Source organism: Microbacterium aureliae (assembly GCF_054780155.1).
On sequence record NZ_BAAGWW010000002.1, the window covers coordinates 1,032,089 to 1,059,061 of the forward strand.

Consider the following 26,973-nt stretch of genomic DNA (forward strand, 5'->3'; position numbering starts at 1 on the left):
TGGCGGCCCGGCGGGACCGACAGGGAAGAATGGGTCCCATGTCTTTGAGCTTCGAGCGCACGCAGTCCGTCGCGATCATCGGCGGCGGCCCCGGCGGATACGAGGCGGCGCTGGCCGCCGCCCAGCTGGGCGCCGAGGTCACGCTCGTCGAGCGCGCGGGCGTGGGCGGGTCGGCGGTCATCACCGACGTCGTCCCCTCGAAGACCCTCATCGCCACCGCCGACGCCGCCGTCGCCATCTCGCAGGCCGGCGACCTGGGCGTGCAGCTGTTCGCCCGCGGCAAGGAGGGCAAGCCGCTCAAGCCCGAGATCGCGATCAACCTCGCCGCCGTCAACAAGCGGCTGCTGTCGCTGGCCCGGCAGCAGTCCGACGACATGCGGGCGTCGCTGGCCGCCGCGGGCGTGCGCATCATCTCGGGCCACGGCCGTCTCGAGGGCCCCGGCGCCGTCGTCGTCTCGACGGGACCCGGCGGCACCGACTTCGACCGTATCGAGGCCGACACCCTCGTCGTCTCGGTCGGGGCGTCCCCGCGCCAGCTGCCGTCGGCCCGCCCCGACGGCGAGCGGATCCTCACCTGGACGCAGCTCTACGACATGCCGGCCCTGCCCGAGCACCTGATCGTCGTGGGCTCGGGCGTCACCGGCGCGGAGTTCGCCGGCGCCTACATGAACCTGGGCTCGAAGGTGACGCTCGTCTCGAGCCGCGACCAGGTGCTGCCCGGCGAGGACAAGGACGCCGCGGCGGTGCTCGAGAAGGTCTTCACCCGCGGCGGCATGACGGTGCTGTCCAAGACCCGCGCCGACAAGGTCGAGCGGGTCGGCGACGGCGTCGTGGTCACCCTCAGCGACGGCCGCACCCTCGAGGGCAGCCACTGCCTGATGGCGGTCGGCTCGATCCCCAACACCGCCGGCATCGGGCTCGAAGAGGCCGGCGTCCAGATGACCGAGTCGGGGCACATCCAGGTCAACCGCGTCGCGCGGACGTCGGTGCCCAACATCTACGCCGCCGGGGACTGCACCACGTTCTTCCCGCTGGCCTCGGTCGCCTCGATGCAGGGCCGCACCGCCGTCTTCCACGCCCTCGGCGACGTGGTGATCCCGCTCGAGCGGCGCCGCATCACCTCGAACATCTTCACCGCGCCCGAGATCGCCGCCGTCGGCTGGCAAGAGCAGGACGTCGAGGACGGAGAGGTCAACGGCGTCGTCCACAAGCTGCCGCTGGCCTCGAACCCCCGCGCGAAGATGATGGGGATCACCGACGGCTTCGTCAAGATCATCGCCCGTCAGGGCAGCGGCACCGTCGTCGGCGGCGTGATCGTCGCCCCCCGCGCGTCCGAGCTCATCTACCCGATCGCCATCGCCGTCGAGCGACGCCTGACGGTCGACCAGGTCTCGCGCGTGTTCGCGGTCTACCCGTCGCTGGCGGGGAGCATCACCGACGCCGCGCGGGCGATGCACATCGTCGATCGCGACGACGCCGAGGAGTGATCGATTCCGGATGCCGGTGCTCCCGGCATCCGGAACGTCTCACGAGATGGTGAGCAGCTGGTGCCCGGCCGAGACCGTGGTGCCGGGGTCGGCGTTGATCGCGCCGATCACGCCGTCCTTGTGCGCCTGGATCGGCTGCTCCATCTTCATCGCCTCGAGCACGACCACCAGATCGCCCTTGACGACGGCCTGGCCCTCTTCGACGGCGACCTTGACGATGGTGGCCTGCATGGGGGACTTCACCGCGTCGCCGGAGGCGGCGGCGACGGCGTTCGGGGCGTGCGAGCGCCGCGACGGCGGGACGGCGGCGGGGCGGCCGACGACGGCGGGACTGGCCACGACGCGGTCGGGCAGGCTCACCTCGAGCCGCTTGCCGGCGACCTCGACCACGACGGTGTGACGCGACGCCTCGGGCTTGGGTGCCTCGAGCTCGCCGTCCCACGCGGGGATGTCGTTGTCGAACTCGGTCTCGATCCAGCGCGTGTACACGCCGAACCGGCCGTCCTCGGCGGTGAAGGCGGGGTCGCGGACGACCTTGCGGTGGAAGGGCAGCACGGTGGGAAGCCCCGCGACCTCGAACTCGTCCAGCGCCCGGCGGGACCGCTCCAGCGCCTCGGCGCGGTCGCGCCCGGTGACGATGATCTTGCCCAGCAGGGAGTCGAACGCGCCGCTGACGGCGTCGCCGGCGGTGACGCCGGAGTCCAGCCGGATGCCGGGTCCGCCGAACGTCTTGAAGACGTGGATGGGACCGGGCTGGGGGAGGAAGCCGCGGCCGGGGTCCTCGCCGTTGATGCGGAACTCGATGGAGTGGCCCTCGGGCGCCGGGTCGTCGTAGTCGAGCGTCCCGCCCTCGGCGAGGCGGAACTGCTCGCGCACGAGGTCGATGCCGGTGACCTCTTCGGACACCGGGTGCTCCACCTGCAGCCGGGTGTTCACCTCGAGGAACGAGATGGTGCCGTCGGCGCCGATGAGGAACTCGCACGTGCCGGCGCCGACGTAGCCGACCTCGCGCAGGATCGCCTTGGACGCGGTGTACAGGATCTCGTTCTGCGCGTCGGTGAGGAAGGGCGCGGGCGCCTCTTCGACGAGCTTCTGGTGACGGCGCTGCAGCGAGCAGTCGCGGGTCGAGACGACGACGACGTTGCCCGCGGCATCCGCCAGGCACTGCGTCTCGACGTGCCGGGGCTGGTCGAGGTACTTCTCGACGAAGCACTCGCCGCGCCCGAAGGCGGCGATCGCCTCGCGCGTGGCCGACTCGAACAGCTCGGCGACCTCGCCGAGCTCGCGGGCGACCTTGAGGCCGCGGCCGCCGCCGCCGTACGCGGCCTTGATCGCGATGGGCAGGCCGAACTCCTCGGCGAACGCGATCACGTCGTCGACGCCGTCGACCGGCCCGGGGGTGCCCGGTGCGAGCGGTGCGCCCACCTTCTCGGCCACGTGACGGGCGGTGACCTTGTCTCCCAGGGCCTCGATGGCCTCGGGGCTCGGGCCGATCCAGATCAGGCCCGCCGCGGTCACCGCGCGGGCGAACTCGGCGTTCTCGGCGAGGAAGCCGTAGCCGGGGTGCACGGCGTCGGCGCCCGAGCGTCGCGCGACCGAGAGGATCTTGTCGATCGAGAGGTACGTCTCGGCGCTCGTGGAGCCCTCGAGCGCGTACGCCTCGTCGGCGAGCCGGGCGTGCAGGGCGTCGCGGTCCTGGTCGGCGTAGACGGCGACCGACGCCTTGCCGGCGTCGCGCGCGGCGCGGATGACACGGACGGCGATCTCGCCGCGGTTCGCGATGAGCACCTTGGCGATATGAGGCATGCGTGCCAGCCTACCGAGGCCGAACGCACCGCTTTTGAGCGGTTGCTACAAGAACCGACGAGAAACGTGGGCTTCCTACGACAATTGCGTCGACGGATCGACGGTGTGCCACAGGCTCGTCCACTCCACCCCGAGGTCGCCCACGAGCCGCCGGAGCGTCGACACCGACATCCCCACCACGGTCGACGGGTCGCCCTCGACGCGCGTGATGAACGCCCCGCCGAGGCTGTCGACGGTGAAGGCGCCCGCCACCTGCAGCGGCTCGCCGCTGGCGACGTACGCCTGGATCTCGGCATCCGAGATGTCGTCGGCGAAGGTGACGGATGCCGCGGCCACCGCGTGCACCTCCCGTGCCGTCCCGCCGGGACTCACCCGCACCACGGCGTGCCCCGAATGCAGCACTCCGGTGCGCCCGCGCATGGCGTGCCACCGGGCGGTGGCGTTCTCGGGGGTGCCGGGCTTGCCGAGCACCTGGCCGTCGATCTCGAACATGGAGTCCCCGCCGATCACGACGCCGTCGAAGCCGGGCTCGTCGTCGACGAGCCGCGCCGCGACGTCGGCGGCCTTGCGCCGAGCCAGCAGCAGCACGTGCTCGTCGGGCGGCAGGATGCGGCCCTCGGCCTGCTCCACGGCGGCGATCACCGCCTCCTCGTCCACGTCGGGCGCGACGGTGAGGGGGTGGATGCCGAACTGCCGCAGCAGCATGAGACGGGCGGGCGAGGTCGAGGCGAGGCACACGCGCATGCGACAAAACTAGGCGGTCCTGCCGAACTAGGCTCGTCAGGTGACCGATTCGACCGCCTCCGCCGGACCGATCGTCGACCTCGACATCACCGACGTCGCCCACGGCGGCGTCTTCGTCGGCCGCCACGAGGGGCGGGTGGTGTTCGTGCCCGACACCCTGCCCGGCGAGCGGGTGCGCGTGCGGATCGACGCCGCCAACGCCGCGGCGGGCGACGGCCGCAGCTTCTGGCGCGGCGAGGTGCTCGAGGTGCTCGCCGCGTCGCCGGACCGGCGCCCGCACGTGTGGCCGCAGGCCGACCTGGACGTGCCGGCGGACCGGCGCCCCGGCGGTGCGGACTACGGCCACATCGCCCTCGGTGCCCAGCGGGCGCTGAAGCTGCGCGTCCTCAAGGACGCGCTCGCCCGTATCGGCAGGCTGGACGTGCCCGCATCGATCCTCACGGCCGGCGACGCGGTGGCGGCGTCGGACCTGGACCCCGAACCCGCGGACGGCACTCGATGGCGCACCAGAGTGAGCCTGCACGTCGACGACGAGGGACGCATCGGGCCGTTCGCGGCGCGCAGCCACCGGGTCGTCGAGGTGGACGACCTGCCCCTCGCCGCCGAGCCGGTCGCCGACGCCGCGGCGGAGCTGGCCGGCGCGGCCCCGGGCCGCGTCGACCTCGTGCTCCCGGCGGACGGCCGGGTGCGCATCCTGCCGCGACCTGAACGCCGCCCCGGCAAGCCCGTGCGGCGCGATCCCGTCCGGGAGACCCTCGTCGAGCGCGTCGGCGGGCGGGACTTCCGGGTCGACGCAGGCGGATTCTGGCAGGTCCACCGCCTCGCCGCCGCGGCGCTCACGGCCCTCGTGACCGAGGAGGTGCGCACGGCCGGCGCCGATCCCGACGCGTGGCACCTGGACCTCTACGGCGGCGTCGGCCTGCTCGCCGCCGCCCTCGGCGACGCCGTCGGGCCCGGTGCGCGGATCACCACCGTCGAGTCCGACGCCCGCGCGACCGAGCACGCCGGGCAGAACCTCGCCGAGTGGGTGGGCGCGCGCGCCGAGACCGGCCGCGTCGACCGGTGGCTGGCGCAGCTGGAGTCCCGGCTGTCGGCCGCCGAGCGGGAGCGGCTGTCCCGCGGCGTGGTCGTCCTCGACCCGCCGCGCGCGGGGGCGCGCCGGGACGTCGTGCAGCGCCTCGCCCAGCTCGGGCCCGCCGCGGTCGTCTATGTCGCCTGCGACCCGGTGGCGCTCGCGCGCGACATGGCGACCTTCCGCGACAGCGGCTACGAGGCCTCCCGCGTGCGCGCGGTCGACCTCTTCCCGCACTCGCACCATGTCGAAGCCGTCACGACGCTCATCCGCACGGCGGGGCCTCGCTAGAGTGGCCGCTATGACGCGGGTCGCCCTCATCGACGACCACGAGTCCGTGAGGCTCGGGCTCGAAGCGGCGTGCCTGCGCGCGGGCAACGAGGACGTCGTCTTCTCGGGCAGCACGGTGGCCGACTACCTCACGTGGCGGTCCGCCACCGGCTCCTCGCCCGCCGATGTGGTCGTGCTGGATCTGACCCTCGGCGACGGCACGACCGTGACCGGCAACGTGCACCGGCTCGTCGGCGACGGCTCGAGCGTCATCATCCACAGCGTGGCGGATCGTCCCGCCGCCGTGCGCGAAGCACTCGCGGCCGGCGCGGCCGGCGTCGTCAGCAAGGCGTCCCCGATCGACGACGTGACCGCCGCCGTGCGCACCGTCGCCCGCGGGGAGCCGCTCAACAACGTCGAGTGGGCGAGCGCCGTGGAGGGGGACCGGGAGTTCGCCGACGCCCAGCTGTCCGCCCGCGAGCGCGACGTGCTGCGCCTGTACGCCGCGGGGCTGCCCCTCAAGGTCGTCGCCGAGCGACTCGGCGTGGCGTACTCGACGGCCAAGGAGAACATCACGCGCGTGCGGGTGAAGTACGTCGAGGTGGGGCGGCCCGCCCCCACCAAGGTGGATCTGCTGCGACGCGCGATGGAGGACGGCATCCTCGCCGAGCCCGCCGGCGACGCCGGTCAGGCCACTTCGTGACGCTCGACCGCGCGGGCGTCGTGCTCGACCGCGCCTGGACGCACATCGCCCCCGCGCGCGACGGCAGGCCGGCCATCGGGTCGTTCACGCGCACGCGCGTGGAGCGGATCATCACCGTCGCCGCGGGACTGGGCTCCCTCGTCCTGGGCGTGCAGGCCCTGGTGACCGCGGTCCTCTCGGACGGCTACTCGCCGTGGTACCAGGACCCCCTGCTGCCGGTGGCGTTCATCCCCCTCGCCGTCATGATCCTCGCGTGCCTGTTCGGTCGCGGCGTGCGCGCGACGGCCGGCGCCTTCGCCGTCGTCTTCGTGCTCGCCCTGGCCGCCTGGCCGCTGACGCCGGCCGCTCCGGGGATCCCCATCGACGAGGATCCGTGGGTCTGGTTCCTCGTCAACATCGCCACCCTCGCCGCCGTCCTCGCCTTCCCCTTCCCGCTGCAGATCGCCTGGACGATCCTCGCGCCGGTCCTGTACGGGCTCGTGCGGCTGGTCGTGAGCGGATTCAGCGGCACGCTGGGGTTCCGGCTCACCCTCGACGTGTCGTTCGCGATCATCCTCGGCGGCGTGCTGCTGACACTCGGCTGGCTCTTCCGCTCCATGGCCGCCGGTGTCGACGCCACGCGCGCGAAGGCGGTCGACAGCTACGCCAAGGCGGCGGCGACCGACGCCGCCGAGCAGGAGCGCGTGACGATCGCCGCGCTCATGCACGACAGCGTGCTCGCGGCGCTCATCGCCGCGGAGCGTGCGGACTCCCCGCGCGCCCGTACCCTGGCCGTCGCGATGGCCCGGGAGGCGCTGACGGGCCTGGCCTCGACCGAGCAGGTGGCCGCGGCCGGCAGCGACGAGCCGCGCGACGCGGTGACCCTCGCGGCCGAGATCGACGAGGCGGCGCGAGAGCTGGGCGGATCCATCGTCGTCGAGCAGCGTGTCGAGCCGGGCACCGTGATCCTGCCGGGCCGGGTCGCCGAGGCCCTGTCGATGGCGGCGACGCAGGCCGTCAGCAACGCCGTGCAGCACGCGGGGGGACGCGGCCTGCACGCCGTCATCGAGCCGGTGCGCGACGGCATCCGCATCGATGTCGCCGATTCCGGACCCGGCTTCGAGCTGGCGGGCGTGCCGGCCGACCGGCTCGGCATCCGGGGCTCGATCGTGGCGCGGATGGCATCGGTGGGCGGCGAGGCACATGTGACCTCGGGGCACGGCGGCACGCGGGTGCGGCTGACCTGGCGGGAGGAGGTCGAGTGATCAGCGTCCGCAACGTCCTGACCGCGCTCGCCTTCGCGTTCACGGCGTACCTCGCGGCGCGCGGCCTGTGGTGGACCGCGCCCGTCGCGAACCCCGGCCTGATCGTCGTCGCCCTGGTGCTCTACCTCGGGACGACCTGGCTGTGCCTGTTCTGGGAGCCCGGTCGCGCGCGGACGGCCCGGGCGGCCGCGGAGGGCGCGGTACTGCCTCGCTCACGCAGGCAGGTCACGCTGCCGATGCCGTCGGCCGTGCTGGCGCTCGTCAGCGCCGCGGTCGTCCCCTCCGCGATCTCGCTCGCGGTCGCCGAGGGGCTGCGACGTGAGCCCTTCGTCACGTGGTACCTCGGCGGGATCGGCGCGCTCATGGTGATCGTGATGGTCCGCCACCGGCCGTGGTTCGCGTGGGCGGGCATGATCATGCTCATCGCGGCGTCGCTGACATGGATGGGGCCGAGCGCTCTCCAGCTGGGACTGGTGGGCTCGATGGTGTGGTTGTCGTGCTCGCAGCTGCTCATGCGGTCGATCGACCGGGCCGCGCGCGACACCGCGCGCCTCGCGCAGCTGCAGCGCGCCGCGTCGGCATGGCAGGCCTCGCACGTGGTGCGCCAGCGGGAGCGGCGCGTCCAGGTCCAGAGCGCGCTCGCCGTGGCGGGGCCCGTCCTCGGCCGCGTCATCGCCACCGGCGGGGAGCTCTCGGACGAGGAGCGCCTCGAGGCGCGGCTGGCCGAAGGGCGCCTGCGGGATGAGCTGCGGGGTCCGCGGCTGCTCGACGACGACGTGCGCGCAGAGCTGGAGCGGGCCCGCAGGCGCGGGGCGACGGTGACGGTGCTGGATGAGGGCGGGCTCGAGGGCCTGGACGACGCCGCGCTCGGGACGATCCGGGCGCAGCTGGCCGAGACGCTCCGCTCGGCGCGCTCGGACCGGCTGTACATCCGCACGTCGCCGCACGAACGCGTGGCGGTCACGGTCGTCGGCCGCTCGGACTCGGGCGCGGGGCTGAGCGACGAGGACTCGGTCGACCTCTGGATGGAGATCGATCACCCCGCCGGCGCCGCCCGCTGACCTCCGCGCCGGCACATTCGCGTGCTCGCCCGGCCGCGTGCCCGCACGGCACGATCCCCGTCTCGGCGGGGGAGGGATGCCGGGGCGGGGATCGACGTGGGATGGGGCGAGGGGCGGGCGAAGCCGTCCGCCCCTCGCCGAGCGGACGGCTACCCGAAAACCGTCCGCAGTGGCCGAACCTGTGCCGTCCGAGAGGAGGGCAGGTCAGCCGAACGCAAAGCGTTCCAGCACGAACCAGTATTCCGGTATGCGACCGGAGCGTCTGTAGGTATTTCGGGGGACACCGCCCCCGGGCGTCAGCCGAACCGGCCCCAGCCGAGCTCGCGGCGCAGCGGAGCGCGCAGGCCCCGCGCCGAGACGTGCCACGCGCTGCGGACCGGGTCGTCGGCGGCGACGGCGTGCTCGGCCTCGTCGACGTACGCCTCGCTCACGACGGCGATGAGCGCGGCGAGCTCCTCGTCGGTCGGCGAGCCGCGGCGGACGTCGATCGTGACGTCGCCCTCGGGGGTGTGGTCGGCGATCGTCACAGCGGGATGTTCCCGTGCTTCTTGGGCGGCAGGCTGGCGCGCTTGCCGCGCAGCGCGCGCAGCGCCTTGGCGATCGCCACCCGCGTGGCGGCGGGCTCGATGATGCCGTCGAGCTCCCCGCGCTCGGCGGCGAGGAACGGCGAGGCGACGTTGTAGGTGTACTCGTTGGCCAGACGCGTGCGGACGGCGGCGACGTCCTCGCCGGCTTCTTCGGCGCGCTTGATCTCGCCGCGGTAGAGGATGTTGACGGCGCCCTGCCCGCCCATCACCGCGATCTCGGCGGTCGGCCACGCCAGGTTGATGTCGGCGCCCAGCTGCTTGGAGCCCATGACGATGTAGGCGCCGCCGTAGGCCTTGCGCAGGATCACCGTCACCAGCGGCACGGTGGCCTCGGCGTAGGCGTACAGCAGCTTCGCGCCGCGGCGGATGACGCCGGTCCACTCCTGGTCGGTGCCCGGCAGGTAGCCGGGGACGTCGACGAGGGTGACGATCGGGATCGAGAACGCGTCGCAGAAGCGCACGAAGCGGCTGGCCTTCTCGCCGGCCTCGATGTTGAGGGTGCCCGCCATCTGCGACGGCTGGTTGGCGATGATGCCCACCGAGCGGCCCTCGATCCGGCCGAAGCCGATCACGATGTTGGGCGCGAACAGCGGCTGGACCTCGAGGAAGTCCTCGGCGTCGACGATGTGCCGGATCACCTGGTGGATGTCGTACGGCTGGTTCGGCGAGTCGGGGATGATCGCGTTGAGCGCGCGGTCGGCATCCGTCGTCTCGAACTCGAACCCGGTCTCGTACACCGGGATCTCGGCCATGTTGTTGTCGGGGAGGAAGCCCAGGAGCGTCCGGACGTAGTCGATCGCGTCGTCCTCGTCCTCGGCGAGGTAATGGGCGACCCCCGAGCGGGTGTTGTGCGTGTGCGCGCCGCCGAGCTCCTCCATGCCGACGTCCTCGCCGGTCACGGTCTTGATGACGTCGGGGCCGGTGACGAACATCTGGCTGGTCTTGTCGACCATGACCACGAAGTCCGTCAGCGCGGGGGAGTACACCGCGCCGCCGGCGGCGGGGCCCATAATGAGGGAGATCTGCGGGATGACCCCGGACGCGGCGGTGTTCAGCCGGAAGATCTCGCCGTACTTGCCCAGGGCCACCACGCCCTCCTGGATCCGCGCGCCGCCGGAGTCCAGCATCCCGACGATGGGGATGCCGCTGCGCAGCGCGAACTCCATGACCTTGATGATCTTCTCGCCGGCAACCTCGCCGAGGGACCCGCCGAAGGTCGAGAAGTCCTGCGCGTAGACGGCGGTCGTCCGGCCGTGGATCGTGCCGACGCCGGTGACGACCGAGTCGCCGTACGGCCGCAACTTGTCCATGCCGAACACCGAGGTCCGGTGGCGGACGTACTCGTCCAGCTCGACGAAGCTGCCCGGATCGACGAGCAGTTCGATGCGCTCGCGCGCGGTCATCTTGCCCTTGGCGTGCTGCTTGGCCTGCGCCGTCTTCTCGGCGTCGACGACCGCCTCTTGGAAGCGTGCGCGCAGGTCGGCGATCTTGCCGGCGGTCGTGGACAGATCGAGCTCTTCGGTCACGCGTTCCACACTAGCGAGCGGCCGCCCGCAACGGTTGGAGGGTTCGTACAAGCCCCTCGGGCAGACCCTGTCCGTCCGGCACACCCTGGCCGGTGATCGGCGTGGCGTCCTAGGGTGGGGCGTGTGAGCATCCCCGAAAACGGATTCCCCCAGGCCGCCGCCGTCAGCCCGCGCGTCCAGGTCGTCGAGCACACCGACTCGACCAACGCCGATCTCGTCCGGCACCTCATCGACGACCCCGCCGGCTGGCCGCACCTGTCGGTGCTCGTCACCGACGATCAGCGCGCGGGCCGCGGGCGCCTCGACCGAGCCTGGACGACCCCACCGGGTACGGCCCTGGCGGCCTCGGTGGTCCTGCGGGTGGACGGCCTGCCCACCGCCGCGCGCGGCTGGATCCCGCTGGCGGCCGGGGCGGCCATGACGCGCGCGGTCCTGGAGCAGCTGCCCGGCACGACCCACACGGCGCGGCTGAAGTGGCCGAACGACGTGCTGCTGGACGGCGGCAAGGTGTGCGGCATCCTCGCCGAGGTGAGCCCGGCGGATCCAGATCTCGTCGTCGTGGGCGCCGGGGTCAACACGACGATGAGCGCGGCCGAGTTGCCCGTCGAGACCGCCACGTCGTTCGCCGCGGCGGGGCTGGACGTCGATGTCGACCGGCTGCTCGCGGACTACCTCACGGCCCTCGACGAGTACCTCGCCGCGCTGACCGGCACCGGAGGCGACGCCGTGGCCACCGGGGTCCACGCCGAGATCCAGGCGCTGTGCGCCACCGTGGGCAGCGCCGTCTCGGTCGCCTTGCCCGACGGGTCGACGCTCACGGGGGTCGCCGAGAGCATCGACGGCGAGGGGCGTCTGGTCGTGCGCGACGGCGCCGGGCTCGAGACCGCGGTCAGCTCGGGCGACGTCGTCCACGTGCGCTGAGCGCATCCGTCGTCGGCCCCGCCGGCGGCGAGAACGACCGCGCCGGGCGCGTTGGGGTCCGAGGGTCGGCCCCGAGCGCCACAATGGGAGCCATGACCCAGCCGACCCCGTACGGCGGCCGGCCGTCCATGCCGGCTCCGGGCGCTCCCGCGCCGGAGCTCCGGGTGGCCCGCTTCCGCCCGCACGCGCGGCGGCTGATGTGGTCGGCGCTGGTGCTGGTCGCCGTCGCCGGGGCGGTGGGCTATTTGCTCGGCAACCTGCCGGCGGGATTCGAGGACTGGATGCTGCTGACCGCGGCGGCCGCGATCGTGCTGCTGCTGGTCGTGATGCCCTTCGCATCCTGGCTGTCGCACGTGTACACCATCACCACCCGGCGGGTCATCGAGCGGCGCGGCGTCGTCGCCGTACGCCACCGCGAGCTGAGCCACGTGCGCGGGTACACCATCCAGGTGCGGCGCGGGCCGATCCAGCGGCTGTGGGGTGCGGGAACCCTGCTCCTCTCGGACGGGATGGACGCCCCCCTCCGCCTCGCCGACGTACCCAGCGTGTCCCTGGTGCACGAGGCGCTGGTCGACCAGATCGAGGTGAACCAGATCCTCGCCCACCGCGACGCGCAGCCGCTTCCCCCCGGCCCCGGAACAGCCTGACCTGCGCGCGCCGGTCGGGTGCGCGAAGATGGAACCGTCGAAGGGAGCGGCATGACGCTGCGAGTGGGAGTGGTCGGCGGCGGACAGCTGGCGCGCATGATGATCGCGCCGGCGGTCGAGCTGGGTGTCGAGATCCGCGTGCTCGCCGAGGACGAGGGCATGGCGGCGGCGCTGGCGGCGACATCGGTGGGGGACTACCGCGACGCCGCGACGGTGCGCGCGTTCGCCCGCGACGTGGATGTCGTGACCTTCGACCACGAGCACGTGCCCCAGGAGGTGCTGCGCGCCCTCGTCGAGGACGGCGTCGCGGTGCACCCGGGACCGGACGCGCTGCAGTTCGCTCAGGACAAGCTGCGCATGCGCGCCCGGCTCGCCGAGCTCGGCATGCCTCAGCCGGAATGGGCGGCGGTGAGCACCGCCGCCGAGCTCGGCCGGTTCCTCGAGGACAACGGCGGCCGTGCGGTGGTCAAGACGCCTCGCGGCGGCTACGACGGCAAGGGCGTGCGCGTCGTCGCGGACGCCCACGGGGCCGACGACTGGTTCGCCGCGCTCGCCGAGGACGGCCGCGGCGGTGCGCTGCTGGCCGAGGAGCTCGTGGACTTCACGCGGGAGCTCGCCCAGCAGGTCGCCCGCCGGCCGTCCGGCCAGACCGTCGTCTACCCCGTCGTCGAGACCGTCCAGCGGGACGGGGTGTGCGCCGAAGTGGTGGCCCCGGCCCCGCACGCCCACGAGCGGCTGGCCGAGGTCGCCGCCGGCGTCGGCGTCGCCATCGCCGAGGGTCTCGGCGTGACCGGCATGCTCGCCGTCGAGCTCTTCGAGACGACCGACGACCGCATCCTCGTCAACGAGCTCGCGATGCGCCCGCACAACAGCGGCCATTGGTCGCAGGATGGTGCGGTCACCGGCCAGTTCGAGCAGCACCTGCGCGCGGTGCTGGACCTGCCCCTGGGCGATGCCGCACCGCGGCACCGCTGGTCCGCGATGGTGAACATCCTCGGCGGACCGCAGTCCGGCGGGCTGGACGAGCGCTTCGCCGCGGCGATGGCGGAGCACCCCGTCGCGAAGATCCACACGTACGGCAAGGCCCCCCGGCCGGGCCGCAAGGTGGGGCACGTCAACGTCGCCGGCGACGACCTCGACGAGGTCGTCTACCAGGCGCGGGCGGCCGCGGACTTCTTCGCGGACTGAATCCTCGCGGACGGGGTCTGCGCGGACAGGACCTTCACCGACGGAGCACCGCGCGGTTCACCGCGACGGCAGGCCCCGGCGCTCGAGCCACGCGCGCATGTCCTCCCGCCCGTGCAGCCCGCGGATGTCGCGGACGCGCGCGACGATCGCGCGCGCCCACGGCGAGACGCGGCCCTGCCCGGCGTTGTACCGGGCGAGCCGCTCCTCGTAAGCCTCGACGTCGGCGGGCTCGACCGGACGGTACCGCTCGCGGCCGTGCACGACGGACGGCGCCAGCCGCGGTTTGATGCCCGCCGCGTCGTCGGGGTGGGGCCGGCCGAGCGCGACGCCGAAGGCGACGACGGCGCGTTCGGGCAGCCCGGCGATTCCTGCGGCGACCTCGGGACGGTTGCGCAGGGACCCCAGGTAGCAGGTCCCGAGGCCCAGGCTCTCGGCGGCGATGACCGCGTTCTGCGCCGCGAGCGCGGCATCCACGAACCCCACCAGCGTCGACTCGAGGTAGTCCACGGCGACGTCACCCTCTTCTCGCCAGGCGGCGATGCGGGACGCCCGCGCCCAGTCGGCGACGAACAGCAGGATGACGGGCGCGTCGGCGGCGAAGGCGCTCGCCCCCGCCTCGTCGACGAGTCGCCGGCGCTGGGGGGCGTCGCGGACCTCGACGACGCTCCACACCTGGTTGTTCGACGACGAGGCCGCGGACTGGGCGGCGGCCACGAGCGCCTGCACGATCTCGTCGCCGACCGGCTCCGGCGCGAATCTGCGGACGGACCGGTGAGAGAGGAGCACCGCGAGCGTCGGGTTGCCGCGCAGCGCGGGATCGGTCAGCGCGGGCGCGGCGTCGCCGAATCGCGCGCTCAACAGGTCGTCGAGGTCCGACGGGTCGGGGGAGGGCATGATCGACAGCCTACGATCCGTGCCGTTGCGGGGTTTGCCCAGCGACTCGCCCTAGCCTTGACGGGTGACCACGCCGCTGCACTCCTCTCAGGCACCCCTCGTCGGGGTCGTGATGGGCTCCGACTCGGACTGGCGCGTCATGAGCGACGCCTCCCAGGTCCTCACCGACTTCGGCATCCCCCACGAGGTCGAGGTCGTCTCGGCGCATCGCACGCCCGAGAAGCTGATGCGCTACGGGCGTGCGGCCCGGGGCCGCGGCATCCGGGTCATCATCGCCGGCGCAGGCGGCGCCGCTCATCTGCCGGGCATGCTGGCCTCGCTCACGGCCCTGCCGGTCGTCGGCGTGCCGGTCCAGCTGGCCACGCTCGACGGCATGGACTCCCTGCTGAGCATCGTGCAGATGCCCGCGGGCATCCCCGTCGCCACGGTCTCCATCAACGGCGCGAAGAACGCCGGGCTGCTCGCCGCGCGCATCCTCGGCAGCGCCGACGCCGAGGTCGGCGACCGCATCGAGGAGTACGCCCGCACGCTCGAGGCGCAGGTCGAGGAGAAGAACCGGCGGCTGAAGGACTCCCTGTGAGCATCGCCAGCCCGCCGCGGCGGGACGCGGGGCGCGCGGCGCCCGCCTCGGCGGCGTCGGTGGTCAATCCCTACCCGATCCGCTATCCCGACTCGCGGTCCGCGGCCCACATGACCCGCCGCGGCTGGTGGCTGGTCGTCCTCAACTTCCTCGTCCCGGGGTCCGCGCAGGTCCTCGCCGGCAACCGGCGGCTCGGCAGGTTCGGTCTCGGAGCCACCCTGGCGCTGTGGACGGCGGCGGCGGTAGCCGTCCTCGTCGCGCTGCTGTGGCGCCCCGCGGCGTTCCTGCTCGGGACCAACTGGTTCGTCCTCACAGCGGCGCAGATCCTGCTCGTGGGGTACGCCCTCCTGTGGGTCGTGCTCACGATCGACACCCTGCGCCTGGTGCGGCTCGTGCGCACCGGCCCCCTCGCCCGCTTCGGCATCGCGCTGCTCGGTGTGGTCCTGCTCGTCGTCTCGGCGGGGTCGGCGGCGTACGCGGCGGTGGCTGCCGGCACGACCCGCGACACGCTGGGCGCGATCTTCGGCGCCAGCGGCCCGGCCGTGCCCCCCTCCGACGGCTACTACAACATCCTGCTCCTCGGCGCCGACAGCGGCGAGGGCCGCGACTCGATGCGCTTCGACAGCATCTCGGTGGTCTCGGTCAACGCCGACACCGGCGCGACCACCATCACCGGCATCCCGCGTGACATGGGCGGCTTCCCGTTCGCCGAAGGTCCCATGAAGGAGCTGTACCCCGACGTCCACGAGGGGTTCGCCGACGCGACGTGCGGGTGGGGGAGCGGCATCAACCAGCTGCGCACCGAGGTCGAGGTCTGCCGCGACGGCGAGGCGCTGTACCCCGATGCCGCCGCCCAGGGCTCCTCGCCCGGGGTCGAGGCGACCAAGGACGCCGCCGCCGGGATCCTCGGCATCGAGATCCCGTATTACGTCTTCATCGACATGCACGGCTTCGCCGCCCTCGTGGATGCGCTGGGCGGTGTCGAGATCACCGTCGAGGAGCGTCTGCCTGAAGGTGGCGGTCCCTCCTACGACGGGCAGCCTGCCGAGGAGTGGGCGACCGGCTGGATCGAACCGGGCACGCAGCGCATGGACGGCGACACCGCCCAGTGGTACGCCCGCTCGCGGTACACCACCAGCGACTTCGACCGCATGAAGCGACAGCGCGCGCTGCAGCAGGCGATCCTGGCGCAGTTCACGCCGCAGACGGTGCTCACCCGCTTCCAGGACATCGCCGCCGCCGGCACCGACCTCGTCGAGACCGATCTGCCGTCCTCGCTCATCCCGTATCTGGCCGACCTCGCCGTCGACGCCAAGGAGCAGCCCGTCACGACGATCGAGCTCACCCCCGAGAACGGCGTGGAAGAGGGCGACACCGACTACGCGTACGTGCGCGACCTGGTGCGCCAGGCCCTCCACCCGCCGACTCCCACCGAGACGCCGGCGCCATGACCGCGACGCTGCGGGTGATGCTCGATCAGGTCGCCGCGCCGGTCGATCCCTTCCTGGCAGAGGCCTCGCGCGAGCTCGCGCGGGCGCTGGTGACGGGAGCGCCCGAGGGCTGCGAGGTCGAGGCGATCGCTCCGGCCGGCGGGACCGGCGACCTCGGCAGCGTGCCGGGCCTCGCCGGCGTGCGCCGCACGGCGCTCGCCCGTCGCGAACTCGCCACCGCGCTGCAGCTCGGGGTCGCCACGGGGATCGGCGGCGGCATGATCCACTCGCCGACCCTCTTCGCGCCGCTGGTCCGCCACGACCGGGTGCACGACAACGACCAGACCGTCGTGACGGTGTGGGACCCGCGCCCGTGGGAGGCGCCCGACGAGCTGCCGCGCGCGAGCGCAGCCTGGCACCGGGCAATGCTCAAGCGGGCCGCCAGGCACGCCGACGCCGTCGTCGTCCCCACCTACGCGCTGGCCGAGCGCCTGGCGGCCGTCGCGAAGCTCGGCGACCGCGTGCGGGTGATCGCCGGCGCCGCCCCGGCGGGATTCGCCGTCCCGTCGGACGAGGTGGGGCGCCGGCGCGACCTCGGGCTCCCCGAGGGGTTCGTTCTGCTGAGCGCCGGACCGACCGGCACGGACGGCGTCGCCGCGGCGCTGGCCGGGGTCGCGGCATCCGGGATCGATCTTCCCGTCGTCGTCATCGACGTCGCCGAGGGGCGGGAGCCGGCGGTCGCCGAGCTCGCCGAGGCCGCCGGCGTGCCGGAGCGACGGGTGCACGCGCGCGGCTCGCTGGACCCGCACGACCGCGCGGCGGTGCTCGGCGCCGCCGTCGCCTTCGTCGCGCCGTCCCGCCGCGCCGCCTTCCCCTGGCGGGTGGTCGAGGCCCTCAGCCTCGGCGTCCCCGTCATCGCCTCGGCGTCGCCGACGCACTCCGAGGTCGTCGTGGACGGCGGCGTCCTCGTGCCGGGGACGGATGCCGTCATCCTGGGTGAGGGCATCGGCGCGGCGCTCGCCGAGGGGCTGGCCTCGGCGGCCGCCGCCGAGCGCCTGGGCGTGCTCGCCGCCGACCGCGGGCGCGTGTTCTCGTGGCGCAGCGCCGCCGAGCGCGTCTGGGAGCTGCACGCCAACCTGTGACGGCGTCGCGGAAGGCTACCGCGGGGCGTTCAGGTACGCCGCGAGCGCCTCGTCGGCGTCGCGCGGCGTGAATCCGGTCGCGGTCACCTTGGCGAGATCCAGCACGCTGTTGGCCGGCCGGGGAGCGACGGGCGTCGCCGCGCCGGCGAAGTACTCTGCGGTGGTCGTGGGCCGGACGCGTCCGGGGTCGTGCCCGGTGAGCGAGAACACCCGGGCCGCGATCTGCGCCCACGAGGCCGGCGGGCCGCTGCACGTGACGTTGTAGGTGCCGTACGGCGCCCGCGCGTCCAGCAGGTGGCGGATGCCGGCGGCGAGGTCTTCGGCGAAGGTGAGGCGCCCCACCTGGTCGGCGACGACGGCCGGGTCCACGCCGCGCTCGGCCAGCGCGGTCATCGTGCGCACGAAGTTCGCGCCGTCGCCGATGACCCAGCTGGTGCGCACGATGTAGTGGCGGGGGACCCCGCCGACGGCGCCGTCGCCGGCGGCCTTCGTCTGACCGTAGACACCGAGCGGAGCCACGGGATCGTCCTCGAGGTAGGCCCCGGCACGGGTCCCGTCGAAGACGTAGTCGCTCGACACGTGGACGAGGGTGAGCCCGTTCTCTGCGGCGATGCGGGCGAGCCGGGTCGCCGCGGTGGCGTTGACCGCCCAGGCGCGCGTGCGCCCTTCCGCCGTCTCGGCCGCATCGACGGCCGTGTAGGCCGCGGCGTTGACGATGGTGTCGTAGTCCCGCCATCGTCGGGCGCCGTCGAGGCCCGGGTCGGTGAGGTCCAGCTCGGCACGGCCGGCGTACTCCACGTGCCCGGCGGGGCCCCATGCCGCGCGCAGCGCCCGGCCCAGCTGACCGTCGGCGCCGACGACGAGGGTCTTCCGCGGCGGCACCGGTGCGACCTCCGCCAGGCGGGGGTGGGCCAGGTCCTTGGCCGACAGCTCGGCGTCGGCCAGCGGTATCGGCCAGCCGATGGCGACGGTCTCGTCGGCCGGGTGCAGGAAGGTGTACTCCGCGTCGGCCGACCAGTGGTCGTTGACCAGATAGACGTAGGCGGTGTCGGGGTCGAGCGTCTGGTAGGCGTTGCCGACGCCGCGCGGGACGAAGACCGCGCGCGACGGGTCCAGCTCGGCGGTGTGGACCGCCCCGAAGGTGGGCCCCTCGCGCAGATCGACCCATGCGCCGAAGATCCGCCCCGTCGCCACGGACACCCACTTGTCCCACGGCTCCGCGTGGATGCCTCGCGTGGTGCCGGCGGCATCGTTGAACGAGATGTTGTTCTGCACCGGCCCGAAGTCGGGCAGGCCCGCGGTCGTCATCTTCTCGCGCTGCCAGTTCTCTTTGAACCACCCTCGCGAATCACCGTGGACCGGGAGCTCCCATACGGTCAGGCCGGGGATGGGGGTCTCGGCGCGGGAGAGCGGCTTGGAGAAGTCGATGTCCACCGGTCACTGCCCCCGCGCCGCGTAGAACGCCTCGACGCCGTCCTTCGCGCCGGCCCACCATGCCTCGTTGTCGCGGTACCAGCGGATCGTCGATGCCAGTCCGGTCTCGAAGTCGGCGAAGCGCGGCATCCAGCCGAGCTCGGCACGCAGCTTCGACGAGTCGATGGCGTAGCGCAGGTCGTGCCCGGCGCGATCGGCGACCAGGTCGTAGGCGTCGGCCGGCTGACCCATCGACGTCAGGATGGCCTCGACGACGCTGCGGTTGTCCTTCTCGCCGTCGGCGCCGATCAGATAGGTCTCGCCTACGCGCCCGCCCTCGAGGATGCGCAGCACCGCCGAGGAGTGGTCGTCGGCGTGGATCCAGTCGCGGACGTTGTGGCCCGTGCCGTAGAGCTTCGGCCGGATGCCGCGCAGGACGTTCGTGATCTGTCGAGGGATGAACTTCTCGACGTGCTGGTAGGGGCCGTAGTTGTTGGAGCAGTTGCTGATCGTCGCCTGGACGCCGAACGAGCGGACCCACGCCCGCACGAGCAGGTCCGATCCGGCCTTGGTGGAGGAGTAGGGCGAGGAGGGGTTGTAGGGGGTCGTCTCGGTGAAGCGCGCCGGGTCGTCCAGTTCGAGATCCCCGTAGACCTCGTCCGTCGAGACGTGATGCAGCCGTCGCTCGTGCCGGCGCGCGGCCTCGAGCAGCGTGTAGGTGCCGACGATGTTGGTGTCCAGGAACGGTCGCGGGTCGTGCAGGGAGTTGTCGTTGTGGGACTCCGCGGCGTAGTGGACCACGGCGTCGACCTCGGCGAACAGCCGGTCCACGAGGGGCGCGTCGCAGATGTCGCCCTGCACGAAGCGAAGCCGGTCCTCGGGCAGGCCGGCCAGCGACGCGCGGTTGCCGGCGTACGTCAGCTTGTCCAGGACCGTCACGTGGTCGTCGGTGTGCTCGATGACGTGATGGACGAAGTTCGAACCGATGAAGCCCGCGCCGCCGGTGACGAGCAGCCGGCGCGTCATCGCCCCTGCTCCAGCAGGCTCAGCAGGTAGCGGCCGTAGCCCGACTTCAGCAGCTTTTCGGCGCGCGTGCGCAGCTCGTCGTCCGACAGGAACCCCTGGCGCCAGGCGACCTCTTCGGGGACGCCGATGGACATGCCCGTGCGGCGCTGGATCGTGCGGACGTACTCGGCGGCATCCGTCATCTGATCGAAGGTGCCGGTGTCCAGCCATGCCGTGCCTCGCGGCAGCACCTCCACCTGGAGCTTGCCGGCCTCGAGGTACGCGCGGTTCACGTCGGTGATCTCGTATTCCCCTCGGGCGGACGGGCTCAGGCCGCCCGCGATCGACACGACGTCGTTGTCGTAGAAGTACAGTCCGGGGACGGCGAAGTTGCTCTTCGGCGAGGTGGGCTTCTCTTCCAGCGACACCGCCCTTCCGGCGGCGTCGAACTCGACCACGCCGTATGCGGAGGGGTCCGCGACCCAGTACGCGAAGATCGCCCCGCCGTCGATGTCGCGGTGGCGGGCCAGCTGCGTGCCGAGCCCGGGCCCGTACAGCAGGTTGTCGCCGAGGACGAGCGCCACCGCATCCGAGCCGATGAAGTCCGCGCCGATCGTGAAGGCCTGCGCCAGGCCGTCGGGCGACGGCTGCACGGCGAACGAGATCGACACCCCGAACTGGGAGCCGTCCCCGAGAAGCCTCTCGAAGAACGGCAGATCGTGGGGGGTGGTCACGACGAGGATCTCGTCGATGCCCGCCAGCATGAGCGTTGACAGCGGGTAGTAGACCATCGGCTTGTCGTACACCGGGACGAGTTGCTTGGACACTCCGAGGGTGATCGGGTGCAAGCGCGTGCCGGAGCCGCCGGCCAGAATGATCCCCCGCATGCCGTCATCCTCGCATTCGCACCGGACCGTCGCTAATCGGCGATCGACAGCGTGTCGCGGACGTGCCGGTCGCGGGTTGTTGTATTACTCATGCCCCATCAGTCACACTGGTCACGTGAATGCCATCGAGAAGCGAGTGGTCCAGTGACGGCGAGATCGTCCTTCGCTGCAGCGATCACCGCGGTGGCGGTCATCGTCTCGCTGCTGGGCGGGTCCGGCGCGCAGGCCGTCGAGCCGGTTCCGCGGCAGGCCGACGTCGCGGCCTCAGCGCCCGCGACGGTCGCCCAGGAACCGGTGAAGACGGCGGACCTGTCGGGATTCAAAGCCGGCAACATCGTCAGCAACTCGGTGTTCTTCAACCGCGGCACGATGTCGGAGGCGCAGATCCAGGCCTTCCTCGAGGCCAAGGTCCCCAGCTGCCAGTCGGGGTACACGTGCCTCAAGGACTGGTACGACACCTCGCGCAGCACCACGGCCGACGCCATGTGCGGGGCCTACAGCGGCGGGGTGCGCGAGCGGGCGTCGCGCATCATCCTCAAAGTCGCCCAGGCCTGCGGGATCAACCCGCAGGTGATCCTGGTCACCCTGCAGAAGGAGCAGGGGCTCGTCACCCACACGTGGCCGAGCGAATGGCGGTACACCATCGCGATGGGCCAGGGGTGCCCGGACACCGCCGCGTGCGACACCCGCTACTACGGGTTCTTCAACCAGGTCTACGGCGCGGCCTGGCAGTTCAAGCGCTATGCCAACCCCGCCGGCACGAGTCAGTTCTTCACGTGGTACGCCCCGGGCAAGACGTGGAACATCCTGTACAACCCCAACCACGGGTGCGGCACGTCGCCGGTGTACGTCGAGAACCAGGCGACGGCGAACCTCTACTACTACACGCCGTACCAGCCGAACGCGGCAGCGCTGCGAGCCGGCTACGGCAGCGGTGACGGCTGCTCGGCCTACGGCAACCGCAACTTCTTCAACTACTTCACCGACTGGTTCGGATCGACCCAGGCAAGCTCGCCGTGCGCGGCGCCGGCGTCGACGAGCCCCGCGTCCTGGACCTATGTGACGCTCGCCGACACGACGGCGCGGACCGCGCCCCACTCGGAGTGCGCCACGGGTGCCGTGACCCTGTCCTCGGGCACCGTCGCCAAGGCCCTGGCGACGACCGCCGACGACTCGTGGCGGAAGATCCGCACGTCGTCGGGGGACCGCTGGGTGCCGCGGGAGTCCCTGCGGCAGGCGACGTCGGCAGAGGCGCCGTGCGCGTACCCGGGCGGCATCTCCGCGGCGTCGTGGACGTACACCGTCATCGCGGCCACGACCGGCCGCGCGGCGCCGGACGCCGACTGCGGGACGGGCGCACCGCTGACCGTCGGGACGGTCGCGACCGCCGTCGCGACGTCGTCCGATGGTCAATGGCGCCAGCTGCGCACGGCTGACGGCGACCTCTGGGTGCCGCTCACAGACATTCGTCGCGCGACCACGGGCGAGGCGGCGTGCACCACTCCTGCAGGCGTGGGGCCCGCGTCGTGGACCTACACCGTCACCGTCCCCACGACCGGCCGTGCCGCCCCGTCCGAAGCCTGCACCGCGGGCGCGGTGCCGCTGGGCGCCGGCATCGCCGCCCGTGCGAGCGGCACCTCGGCCGACGGCCTGTGGCGTCTGCTCGACACCGAGCGTGGCAGGCTGTGGGCGAAGGTCGCCGACCTGCGGCGGTCGACGTCCGCCGAAGCGGCGTGCGCCTCGCCGAGCGGGACCGCGCCCGCGTCCTGGACGTACGTCACCGCCGTCGCGACCACGTCGCGCACCGCTCCTGACGGCGCGTGCGAGACAGGTGCGACCCCCGTGCCCGCGGGTGCGGTCGGCAGCGCCGTGGCCACTTCTGCGGACGGGTCGTGGCGCAAGCTCTCCATCGGCGGCGCCGAGAAATGGCTGCCGCTGGCGGACCTGCGCCAGGCCACCGCGCAGGACATCGCGTGCGCGGTTCCCCTGTCGACCCGCCCGGCCTCGTGGACCTTCGTCACGTCGGCGGCGACGACGGGACGCGCCGTTCCGAGCGCCACGTGCGATGCGGGCTCCGCTGCGCTGCCGGCGGGAACCATGGCGACGGCGGTCGGCGCCAGCGACGACCTGAAATGGCGCCTGCTGCGCACCGGGGCGGGCGATCTGTGGGTGCCGGTGACGGACTTGCGTCAGGCCACGTCAGCGGACAAGGCATGTCTCCCGCCGACCGGCGTGACGTCCGCCACCTGGACCTACATCGTCAAGGTCGCCACGACCGGGCGGAAGGCGCCCCATGCGCTCTGCGCCGACGAGGCCGTAGCGCTCAAGGCGGGCGTGATCGCCCCGGCGATCGGCGCCTCGGCCGACGGGGCGTGGCGCCTGCTGCGCACGGAAGGGGGCGAGCTCTGGGTCCCCATGAAGGACATCGCACACGTCCGCACGACGACGACCGCCTCGGTCAACCTGCGGACGTCCCCCAGCACCACCGCGACGTCGCTGGGCACGCTCGCCGCCGGGACGACGGTCGTCATCGTCGCGGCGTCGGGATCGTGGCGGGAGGTGACCGCGGGGACGCGGCGCGGGTGGGTGCACGGCGACTATCTGAAGTGACGGGCCGCACGCGAGGCATGCGCCCAGCGGCGCTCGCCTAGGATTGCAGATCGTGGCGATCAAGCGAGACCTCTTTGCGGATGTGCCGCGTTCGGACTTCAGCGTTCCCGGTACCAGCAGGGGGCTTCTGGACGTCGTGCGCTGGCGCTACCTCCTGCGTCTCCTGGTGCGCACCGGCGTGACCACCCGCTACCGCAACTCGGCGCTGGGCTGGACGTGGTCCTATGTGCGCCCCGCCGCGCAGTTCGTGGTGTTCTGGCTCGTGATGGGCGTCTTCCTGCAGCTCGAGCGCGGCATCCCGAACTACGCGGTGTACCTGTTCTCGGGGATCATCGGGATCAACCTCTTCTCGGAGGCCTTCAAGAACGCGACCACCTCGATCGTCGGGAACGCTCCGCTCGTTCGCAAGGTGTACCTGCCGCGGCAATTGTTCGCGGTCTCGGCCGTGTTCGTCGCCTTCATCCACTTCCTGCCCCAGCTGGCGCTGCTGATGATCGTCTGCGTGTTCCTCGGGTGGCTGGGTCACATCTCGCTGCTCGGCATCGGGGCGGCGCTCGCCGGCATCCTCATCCTCATGCTCTTCGCCTTCGGTGCCGGGCTGCTGTTCGGCGCCCTCAACGTCCGCTTCCGCGACGCGGAGAACATCGTCGAGCTGCTGCTGATGCTGGTGACGTGGGCGTCGCCCGTCCTCTACTTCTGGACGATGGTGCGGGACGCCTTCGCGGACACCCCGTGGCTCATCGAGCTGTACCTGCTCAATCCCGTCACGCAGGCCGTGGAGCTTTTCCACTACGCCTTCTGGCAGCCGGTGACGCTCGAGCAGATGCAGGCGCAGTCGTTGTCCCTGCCCTCGGATCTCGCGTTGGGCACGGTGTGGGCGCTGCTGATCTCGGTAGTCGTCATCGCGCTCGGTCAGCTCGTCTTCCGCCGCCTCGAAGGAAGGTTCGCCCAGGATCTATGAGCGAAATGATCCCCGCCGCAGCGCGGCCCAGCATCATCGTCGACGGGGTCCGCAAGACCTTCCTGCTCAACCACGCCCACTCGTTCAAGGACACCGTGGTCAGCTGGGTGCGCCGACGGCGCATCGCCACCCCCTTCCACGCGCTGCGCGGACTGGACGTGGTCATCAACGAGGGCGAATCGGTCGCCATCCTCGGCTACAACGGCTCTGGCAAGTCCACGCTGCTGAAGCTGCTGTCCGGCGTGATGAAGCCCGACGCGGGGGAGATCCTCACGCGCGGTCGCGTCGCCGGACTCATCGAGGTGGGGGCGGGCTTCCACCCCGAGCTGTCGGGTCGCGAGAACGTCTACCTGAATGCGGCCATCCTGGGGATGCAGCAGAAGGAGATCGAGGCGCGCTACGACGAGATCGTCGCGTTCAGCGAGATCGAGGACTTCATCGACCAGGAGGTCAAGCACTATTCGTCGGGCATGTTCATGCGACTGGCGTTCTCGGTCGCGATCCACGTCGACGTCGATGTGCTGCTCGTGGACGAGATCTTGTCGGTCGGCGATGCGCCCTTCCGCGCCAAGTGCCGGGCGAAGTTCGACGAGCTTATCGACGGGGGCAAGACCCTCGTCATCGTCAGCCACGACATGGAGATGGTGCGTGAGCTCTGCAACCGCGCCATCGTCATCCGCAAGGGCCAGCTCGTCTTCGACGGCGGCGTCGAAGACGCCATCGAGGCGATGAACGCAGCCTGATCCGCGGCGAGCGGTCAGTTCCCGGCGCCGACCTCTTCGCGCGTGAGCAGGAGCCCCTCGTCGGCGAGCTCCTGCTGCACTCCACCGGGCAGGACCCACAGGCGATATCCGTAGTCGTCGCCGGCATCCACGGGGAGGGCCCCGAAGTCGGCGGCCTCCGGCCACCATCCGCACGCCACCACGAGCTCGGAATCGAAGGTCTCGCCCCTCTTCAGGCTGACCAGCTCGACTTCGCGGGGCGAGAGCCAGTAAGGAACCCAGTTCACGGCCTGATGGATGGAGAGGGACGAGTCCCGGCAGTCGCGGTGGAAGTCGAGCGCCGCCTGTTCGCCCGTGACCTCCTCCACCTGCTCGACCGCCGCCGAGATGTCGTCGGGATAGTCGCGGAACTGCGTCTGGTTCGCCGCGATCGACAGCGGCATCATGACCACCGCGCCCACCGCCACGAGCACATGCGGCCGGGCGCGCAGCAGCAGGCAGCCGATGAGCGCGGCGATCAGGAAGACCGACGCCAGCAGCCACCACTTGTTCGGGTTGGTGAACCACGGCACGAGCGGCACGGGATACGGCGACCCGGTCGGGAAGAAGCGGTCCCAGCTGAGGATCGCCGCCGAGTTGGCCGGACCGTTGAGGTTCCCCCATGTCGGCACGGTGGGGGCGATCCACAGCACCACGAGGGCGGACGCGGCCGCCGAGACGACGAGCGCGACCATGACGACGCTCCGGCCGAGCACGCGCACGATCGCGACCAGCGCCACGAGGCTGATGAGCGCCGCGACCGGGTCGATGTAGCGGGTGTAGATCGAGGCGTCGAAGCGGGCGCCCTCGGTGGGGGCGAGGTCCGGTGATCCGGCCCACGAGACCACGCTCATCGCGATGGTGGACAGGGTGACTCCCAGGAGGAATCCGCCGACACCGACGTGCGCGCGCCGCAGCTCCCGCCAGACCCACACGGCCAGCACGACCAGGCCGATCGCCATCAGCCCCGCCGTGCCGACGAACTGCGCCCACATCTGGGTGACGAAGACCTTCACGATGTCGCTGGGCGGGGCCGCCAGAAGCTTCTTCAGCACGCTGCTGCCCTGCGAGAAGCCGGTGAGCAGCACGTGCTGATGGATCGCCGACGAGATCTCGCGAACGGCGAAGGATCCGCCGGCCAGCACCGCGAGGCCGAGCGGCACGAGAACCCACCGGCGGCGGAGGAACAGCAGCAGCCAGACGGCCGCCACGATGACGATGGTCAGCGCGCGGGCGTGCACGAAATACGCGGCGACCACGGCGAGGGCGAAGAGCGTCATCCGCCACCAGGTCGGGCGCAGCCACAGTGCGACCGCGGCGAACAGCGCCCAGGCCAGGAAGAACATGAGCGGCTTCTCGGCCAGGACATAGTCGGCGTTGACGATGCGTGCGGGCAGGCACATGACGAGGCCCGCCACGGTGACCGCCTGCGCCCAGCCGAGCCTCAGCCGGCGTGCCGTCAGCGCCAGCGGCACGATCGTCGCGATCGCCACGACGTTGCCGAGCGCGATGGCCGCGGCGTACACGGTGGCCGCGTCATGTGTGAACCACCAGATCGGGGCCATCATGAACGACCAGCCGGGGTAGTAGCCCGCACCCGACAGCGGCGTGACGTTGTGATCGCCCGAGATCCAGCGCGCCATCTGCAGGACGTGGTTCTCGTCCCACGGGGTGCGCGGCGCGTTGGCGTCCCACGCCGAGAAGACGTGCAGGCCGATGGCGGCCACCACGACGGCCACGGCGAGCACGCGCCACCAGGTTCCGGACGCGGCGGCGGCCGGACGGGCGGGCTCGCTCCGTCGGCGGAGCGTGGTCGGGATCGTTACATCGGCGATCGACACGGGAGAGGTCCTCATGAACGCGGGGCGGGGGAAGTCGGACGGCCTCGGGCAGTCGACCGGTGCGCGGGCCAGTGTAGCCGGTGCCGTCTGAGAGGCGGCGGCGTCGCGCCCCGGCCGCGGCCCGAGCGGTCGCGCGCCGTGAAGCAGTCGTTCAGGGGGCCGTCGATACAATGTCCAGCGGCAGACACAGGTG

23 protein-coding genes are annotated in these 26,973 nt (G+C 72.2%); 14 read left to right on the top strand and 9 right to left on the bottom strand.

Translation table 11 applies throughout. The annotated features are described in order from the left end of the window. Positions 1-38 precede the first annotated feature (38 nt). On the top strand, positions 39-1,487 hold the full coding sequence (locus tag ACYVF4_RS10870; protein WP_460722556.1) for an NAD(P)H-quinone dehydrogenase: 1,449 nt from the start codon (positions 39-41) through the stop codon (positions 1,485-1,487). 39 nt (positions 1,488-1,526) lie between these two features. Here the strand turns inward: ACYVF4_RS10870 and ACYVF4_RS10875 are convergent, their stop codons facing one another. Both ACYVF4_RS10875 and ACYVF4_RS10880 read right to left on the bottom strand, forming a co-directional pair. After that, positions 1,527-3,293, bottom strand: a complete 1,767-nt coding sequence (locus ACYVF4_RS10875) for an acetyl/propionyl/methylcrotonyl-CoA carboxylase subunit alpha (protein ID WP_460722558.1) — start codon at positions 3,291-3,293, stop codon at positions 1,527-1,529. 75 nt (positions 3,294-3,368) lie between these two features. Continuing rightward, the gene (locus ACYVF4_RS10880) at positions 3,369-4,037 is read right to left on the bottom strand and encodes a Maf family protein (RefSeq protein WP_460722560.1); all 669 of its coding nucleotides are present in this window, start codon (positions 4,035-4,037) and stop codon (positions 3,369-3,371) included. Between the two features lie 40 nt (positions 4,038-4,077). Here ACYVF4_RS10880 and ACYVF4_RS10885 point away from each other — a divergent pair, with 40 nt between their 5' ends. From ACYVF4_RS10885 to ACYVF4_RS10900, 4 genes are read left to right on the top strand one after another with little or no spacing between them, the layout of a single operon-like run. Continuing rightward, positions 4,078-5,400 carry a class I SAM-dependent RNA methyltransferase gene (locus ACYVF4_RS10885; protein WP_460722562.1) on the top strand — a complete coding sequence of 441 codons (1,323 nt, stop codon included), beginning with the start codon at positions 4,078-4,080 and terminating at the stop codon, positions 5,398-5,400. 10 nt (positions 5,401-5,410) lie between these two features. Further along, the gene (locus tag ACYVF4_RS10890) at positions 5,411-6,082 is read left to right on the top strand and encodes a response regulator (RefSeq protein ID WP_460722564.1); all 672 of its coding nucleotides are present in this window, start codon (positions 5,411-5,413) and stop codon (positions 6,080-6,082) included. Continuing rightward, positions 6,079-7,326: a sensor histidine kinase gene (locus tag ACYVF4_RS10895; protein ID WP_460722566.1), complete on the top strand. Its 1,248-nt coding sequence runs from the start codon at positions 6,079-6,081 to the stop codon at positions 7,324-7,326. Before ACYVF4_RS10890 ends, ACYVF4_RS10895 begins: the two co-directional genes overlap by 4 nt. Beyond that, complete coding sequence (locus ACYVF4_RS10900) at positions 7,323-8,387, top strand: hypothetical protein (RefSeq protein WP_460722568.1); 1,065 nt, start codon at positions 7,323-7,325, stop codon at positions 8,385-8,387. The genes ACYVF4_RS10895 and ACYVF4_RS10900 overlap by 4 nt, the downstream gene beginning before the upstream one ends. Before the next feature lie 296 nt (positions 8,388-8,683). Here the strand turns inward: ACYVF4_RS10900 and ACYVF4_RS10905 are convergent, their stop codons facing one another. Beyond that, positions 8,684-8,914, bottom strand: a complete 231-nt coding sequence (locus ACYVF4_RS10905) for an acyl-CoA carboxylase subunit epsilon (protein WP_460722570.1) — start codon at positions 8,912-8,914, stop codon at positions 8,684-8,686. Further along, positions 8,911-10,500, bottom strand: coding sequence for an acyl-CoA carboxylase subunit beta (locus ACYVF4_RS10910; protein WP_460722572.1), 1,590 nt, complete (start codon positions 10,498-10,500; stop codon positions 8,911-8,913). The genes ACYVF4_RS10905 and ACYVF4_RS10910 overlap by 4 nt, the downstream gene beginning before the upstream one ends. Positions 10,501-10,623: 123 nt before the next feature. Between ACYVF4_RS10910 and ACYVF4_RS10915 the strand changes: the two genes are divergently transcribed. From ACYVF4_RS10915 to ACYVF4_RS10925, 3 genes are all read left to right on the top strand, one after another. After that, positions 10,624-11,421: a biotin--[acetyl-CoA-carboxylase] ligase gene (locus ACYVF4_RS10915; RefSeq protein ID WP_460722574.1), complete on the top strand. Its 798-nt coding sequence runs from the start codon at positions 10,624-10,626 to the stop codon at positions 11,419-11,421. A gap of 92 nt (positions 11,422-11,513) precedes the next feature. Further along, positions 11,514-12,068 (top strand): PH domain-containing protein, encoded by a 555-nt coding sequence (locus ACYVF4_RS10920; RefSeq protein WP_460722576.1) that lies wholly within the window; start codon positions 11,514-11,516, stop codon positions 12,066-12,068. A 51-nt stretch (positions 12,069-12,119) separates the two neighbouring features. After that, on the top strand, positions 12,120-13,256 hold the full coding sequence (locus ACYVF4_RS10925) for a 5-(carboxyamino)imidazole ribonucleotide synthase (protein ID WP_460722579.1): 1,137 nt from the start codon (positions 12,120-12,122) through the stop codon (positions 13,254-13,256). 57 nt (positions 13,257-13,313) lie between these two features. Here the strand turns inward: ACYVF4_RS10925 and ACYVF4_RS10930 are convergent, their stop codons facing one another. Then, positions 13,314-14,150 carry a nitroreductase family protein gene (locus ACYVF4_RS10930; protein WP_460722581.1) on the bottom strand — a complete coding sequence of 279 codons (837 nt, stop codon included), beginning with the start codon at positions 14,148-14,150 and terminating at the stop codon, positions 13,314-13,316. Positions 14,151-14,262: 112 nt separating this feature from the next. On the opposite strand from ACYVF4_RS10930, the gene purE reads away from it, so the two are divergent. From purE to ACYVF4_RS10945, 3 genes are read left to right on the top strand one after another with little or no spacing between them, the layout of a single operon-like run. Next, positions 14,263-14,730, top strand: coding sequence for a 5-(carboxyamino)imidazole ribonucleotide mutase (gene purE, locus ACYVF4_RS10935; protein WP_460723128.1), 468 nt, complete (start codon positions 14,263-14,265; stop codon positions 14,728-14,730). Next, on the top strand, positions 14,727-16,181 hold the full coding sequence (locus ACYVF4_RS10940) for an LCP family protein (protein ID WP_460722583.1): 1,455 nt from the start codon (positions 14,727-14,729) through the stop codon (positions 16,179-16,181). The genes purE and ACYVF4_RS10940 overlap by 4 nt, the downstream gene beginning before the upstream one ends. Continuing rightward, complete coding sequence (locus ACYVF4_RS10945; RefSeq protein ID WP_460722585.1) at positions 16,178-17,302, top strand: glycosyltransferase; 1,125 nt, start codon at positions 16,178-16,180, stop codon at positions 17,300-17,302. The genes ACYVF4_RS10940 and ACYVF4_RS10945 overlap by 4 nt, the downstream gene beginning before the upstream one ends. Positions 17,303-17,317: 15 nt before the next feature. On the opposite strand, the gene ACYVF4_RS10950 is transcribed toward ACYVF4_RS10945, so the two are convergent. Genes ACYVF4_RS10950 through rfbA form a run of 3 tightly spaced genes read right to left on the bottom strand, consistent with a single transcriptional unit; the run spans position 17,318 to position 20,607 of the window. Then, entirely contained in the window at positions 17,318-18,736 is a 1,419-nt protein-coding gene (locus tag ACYVF4_RS10950) for a sugar nucleotide-binding protein (protein ID WP_460722587.1), read from the bottom strand. 3 nt (positions 18,737-18,739) lie between these two features. After that, positions 18,740-19,741, bottom strand: a complete 1,002-nt coding sequence (rfbB, locus tag ACYVF4_RS10955; protein ID WP_460722589.1) for a dTDP-glucose 4,6-dehydratase — start codon at positions 19,739-19,741, stop codon at positions 18,740-18,742. Next, on the bottom strand, positions 19,738-20,607 hold the full coding sequence (rfbA, locus tag ACYVF4_RS10960; protein WP_460722591.1) for a glucose-1-phosphate thymidylyltransferase RfbA: 870 nt from the start codon (positions 20,605-20,607) through the stop codon (positions 19,738-19,740). The genes rfbB and rfbA overlap by 4 nt, the downstream gene beginning before the upstream one ends. 144 nt (positions 20,608-20,751) lie before the next feature. On the opposite strand from rfbA, the gene ACYVF4_RS10965 reads away from it, so the two are divergent. From ACYVF4_RS10965 to ACYVF4_RS10975, 3 genes are read left to right on the top strand one after another with little or no spacing between them, the layout of a single operon-like run. Beyond that, positions 20,752-23,217 (top strand): SH3 domain-containing protein, encoded by a 2,466-nt coding sequence (locus ACYVF4_RS10965; protein ID WP_460722593.1) that lies wholly within the window; start codon positions 20,752-20,754, stop codon positions 23,215-23,217. Positions 23,218-23,269: 52 nt separating this feature from the next. Beyond that, the gene (locus ACYVF4_RS10970; protein WP_460722595.1) at positions 23,270-24,178 is read left to right on the top strand and encodes an ABC transporter permease; all 909 of its coding nucleotides are present in this window, start codon (positions 23,270-23,272) and stop codon (positions 24,176-24,178) included. Continuing rightward, complete coding sequence (locus ACYVF4_RS10975; protein ID WP_460722597.1) at positions 24,175-24,921, top strand: ABC transporter ATP-binding protein; 747 nt, start codon at positions 24,175-24,177, stop codon at positions 24,919-24,921. The genes ACYVF4_RS10970 and ACYVF4_RS10975 overlap by 4 nt, the downstream gene beginning before the upstream one ends. Before the next feature lie 14 nt (positions 24,922-24,935). Here the strand turns inward: ACYVF4_RS10975 and ACYVF4_RS10980 are convergent, their stop codons facing one another. Continuing rightward, entirely contained in the window at positions 24,936-26,780 is a 1,845-nt protein-coding gene (locus ACYVF4_RS10980) for a hypothetical protein (RefSeq protein WP_460722599.1), read from the bottom strand. Between the last annotated feature and the right edge of the window lie 193 nt (positions 26,781-26,973).

Coding starts and splice junctions, on each gene's coding strand:
- ACYVF4_RS10925 (WP_460722579.1), top strand. CDS start 12,120: ATGACGCTGCGAGTGGGAGTGGTCGGCGGCGGACAGCTGGCGCGCATG.
- rfbA (WP_460722591.1), bottom strand. CDS start 20,607: ATGCGGGGGATCATTCTGGCCGGCGGCTCCGGCACGCGCTTGCACCCG.
- rfbB (WP_460722589.1), bottom strand. CDS start 19,741: ATGACGCGCCGGCTGCTCGTCACCGGCGGCGCGGGCTTCATCGGTTCG.
- ACYVF4_RS10975 (WP_460722597.1), top strand. CDS start 24,175: ATGAGCGAAATGATCCCCGCCGCAGCGCGGCCCAGCATCATCGTCGAC.
- purE (WP_460723128.1), top strand. CDS start 14,263: ATGGGCTCCGACTCGGACTGGCGCGTCATGAGCGACGCCTCCCAGGTC.
- ACYVF4_RS10870 (WP_460722556.1), top strand. CDS start 39: ATGTCTTTGAGCTTCGAGCGCACGCAGTCCGTCGCGATCATCGGCGGC.
- ACYVF4_RS10945 (WP_460722585.1), top strand. CDS start 16,178: ATGACCGCGACGCTGCGGGTGATGCTCGATCAGGTCGCCGCGCCGGTC.
- ACYVF4_RS10890 (WP_460722564.1), top strand. CDS start 5,411: ATGACGCGGGTCGCCCTCATCGACGACCACGAGTCCGTGAGGCTCGGG.
- ACYVF4_RS10920 (WP_460722576.1), top strand. CDS start 11,514: ATGACCCAGCCGACCCCGTACGGCGGCCGGCCGTCCATGCCGGCTCCG.
- ACYVF4_RS10930 (WP_460722581.1), bottom strand. CDS start 14,150: ATGCCCTCCCCCGACCCGTCGGACCTCGACGACCTGTTGAGCGCGCGA.
- ACYVF4_RS10875 (WP_460722558.1), bottom strand. CDS start 3,293: ATGCCTCATATCGCCAAGGTGCTCATCGCGAACCGCGGCGAGATCGCC.
- ACYVF4_RS10880 (WP_460722560.1), bottom strand. CDS start 4,037: ATGCGCGTGTGCCTCGCCTCGACCTCGCCCGCCCGTCTCATGCTGCTG.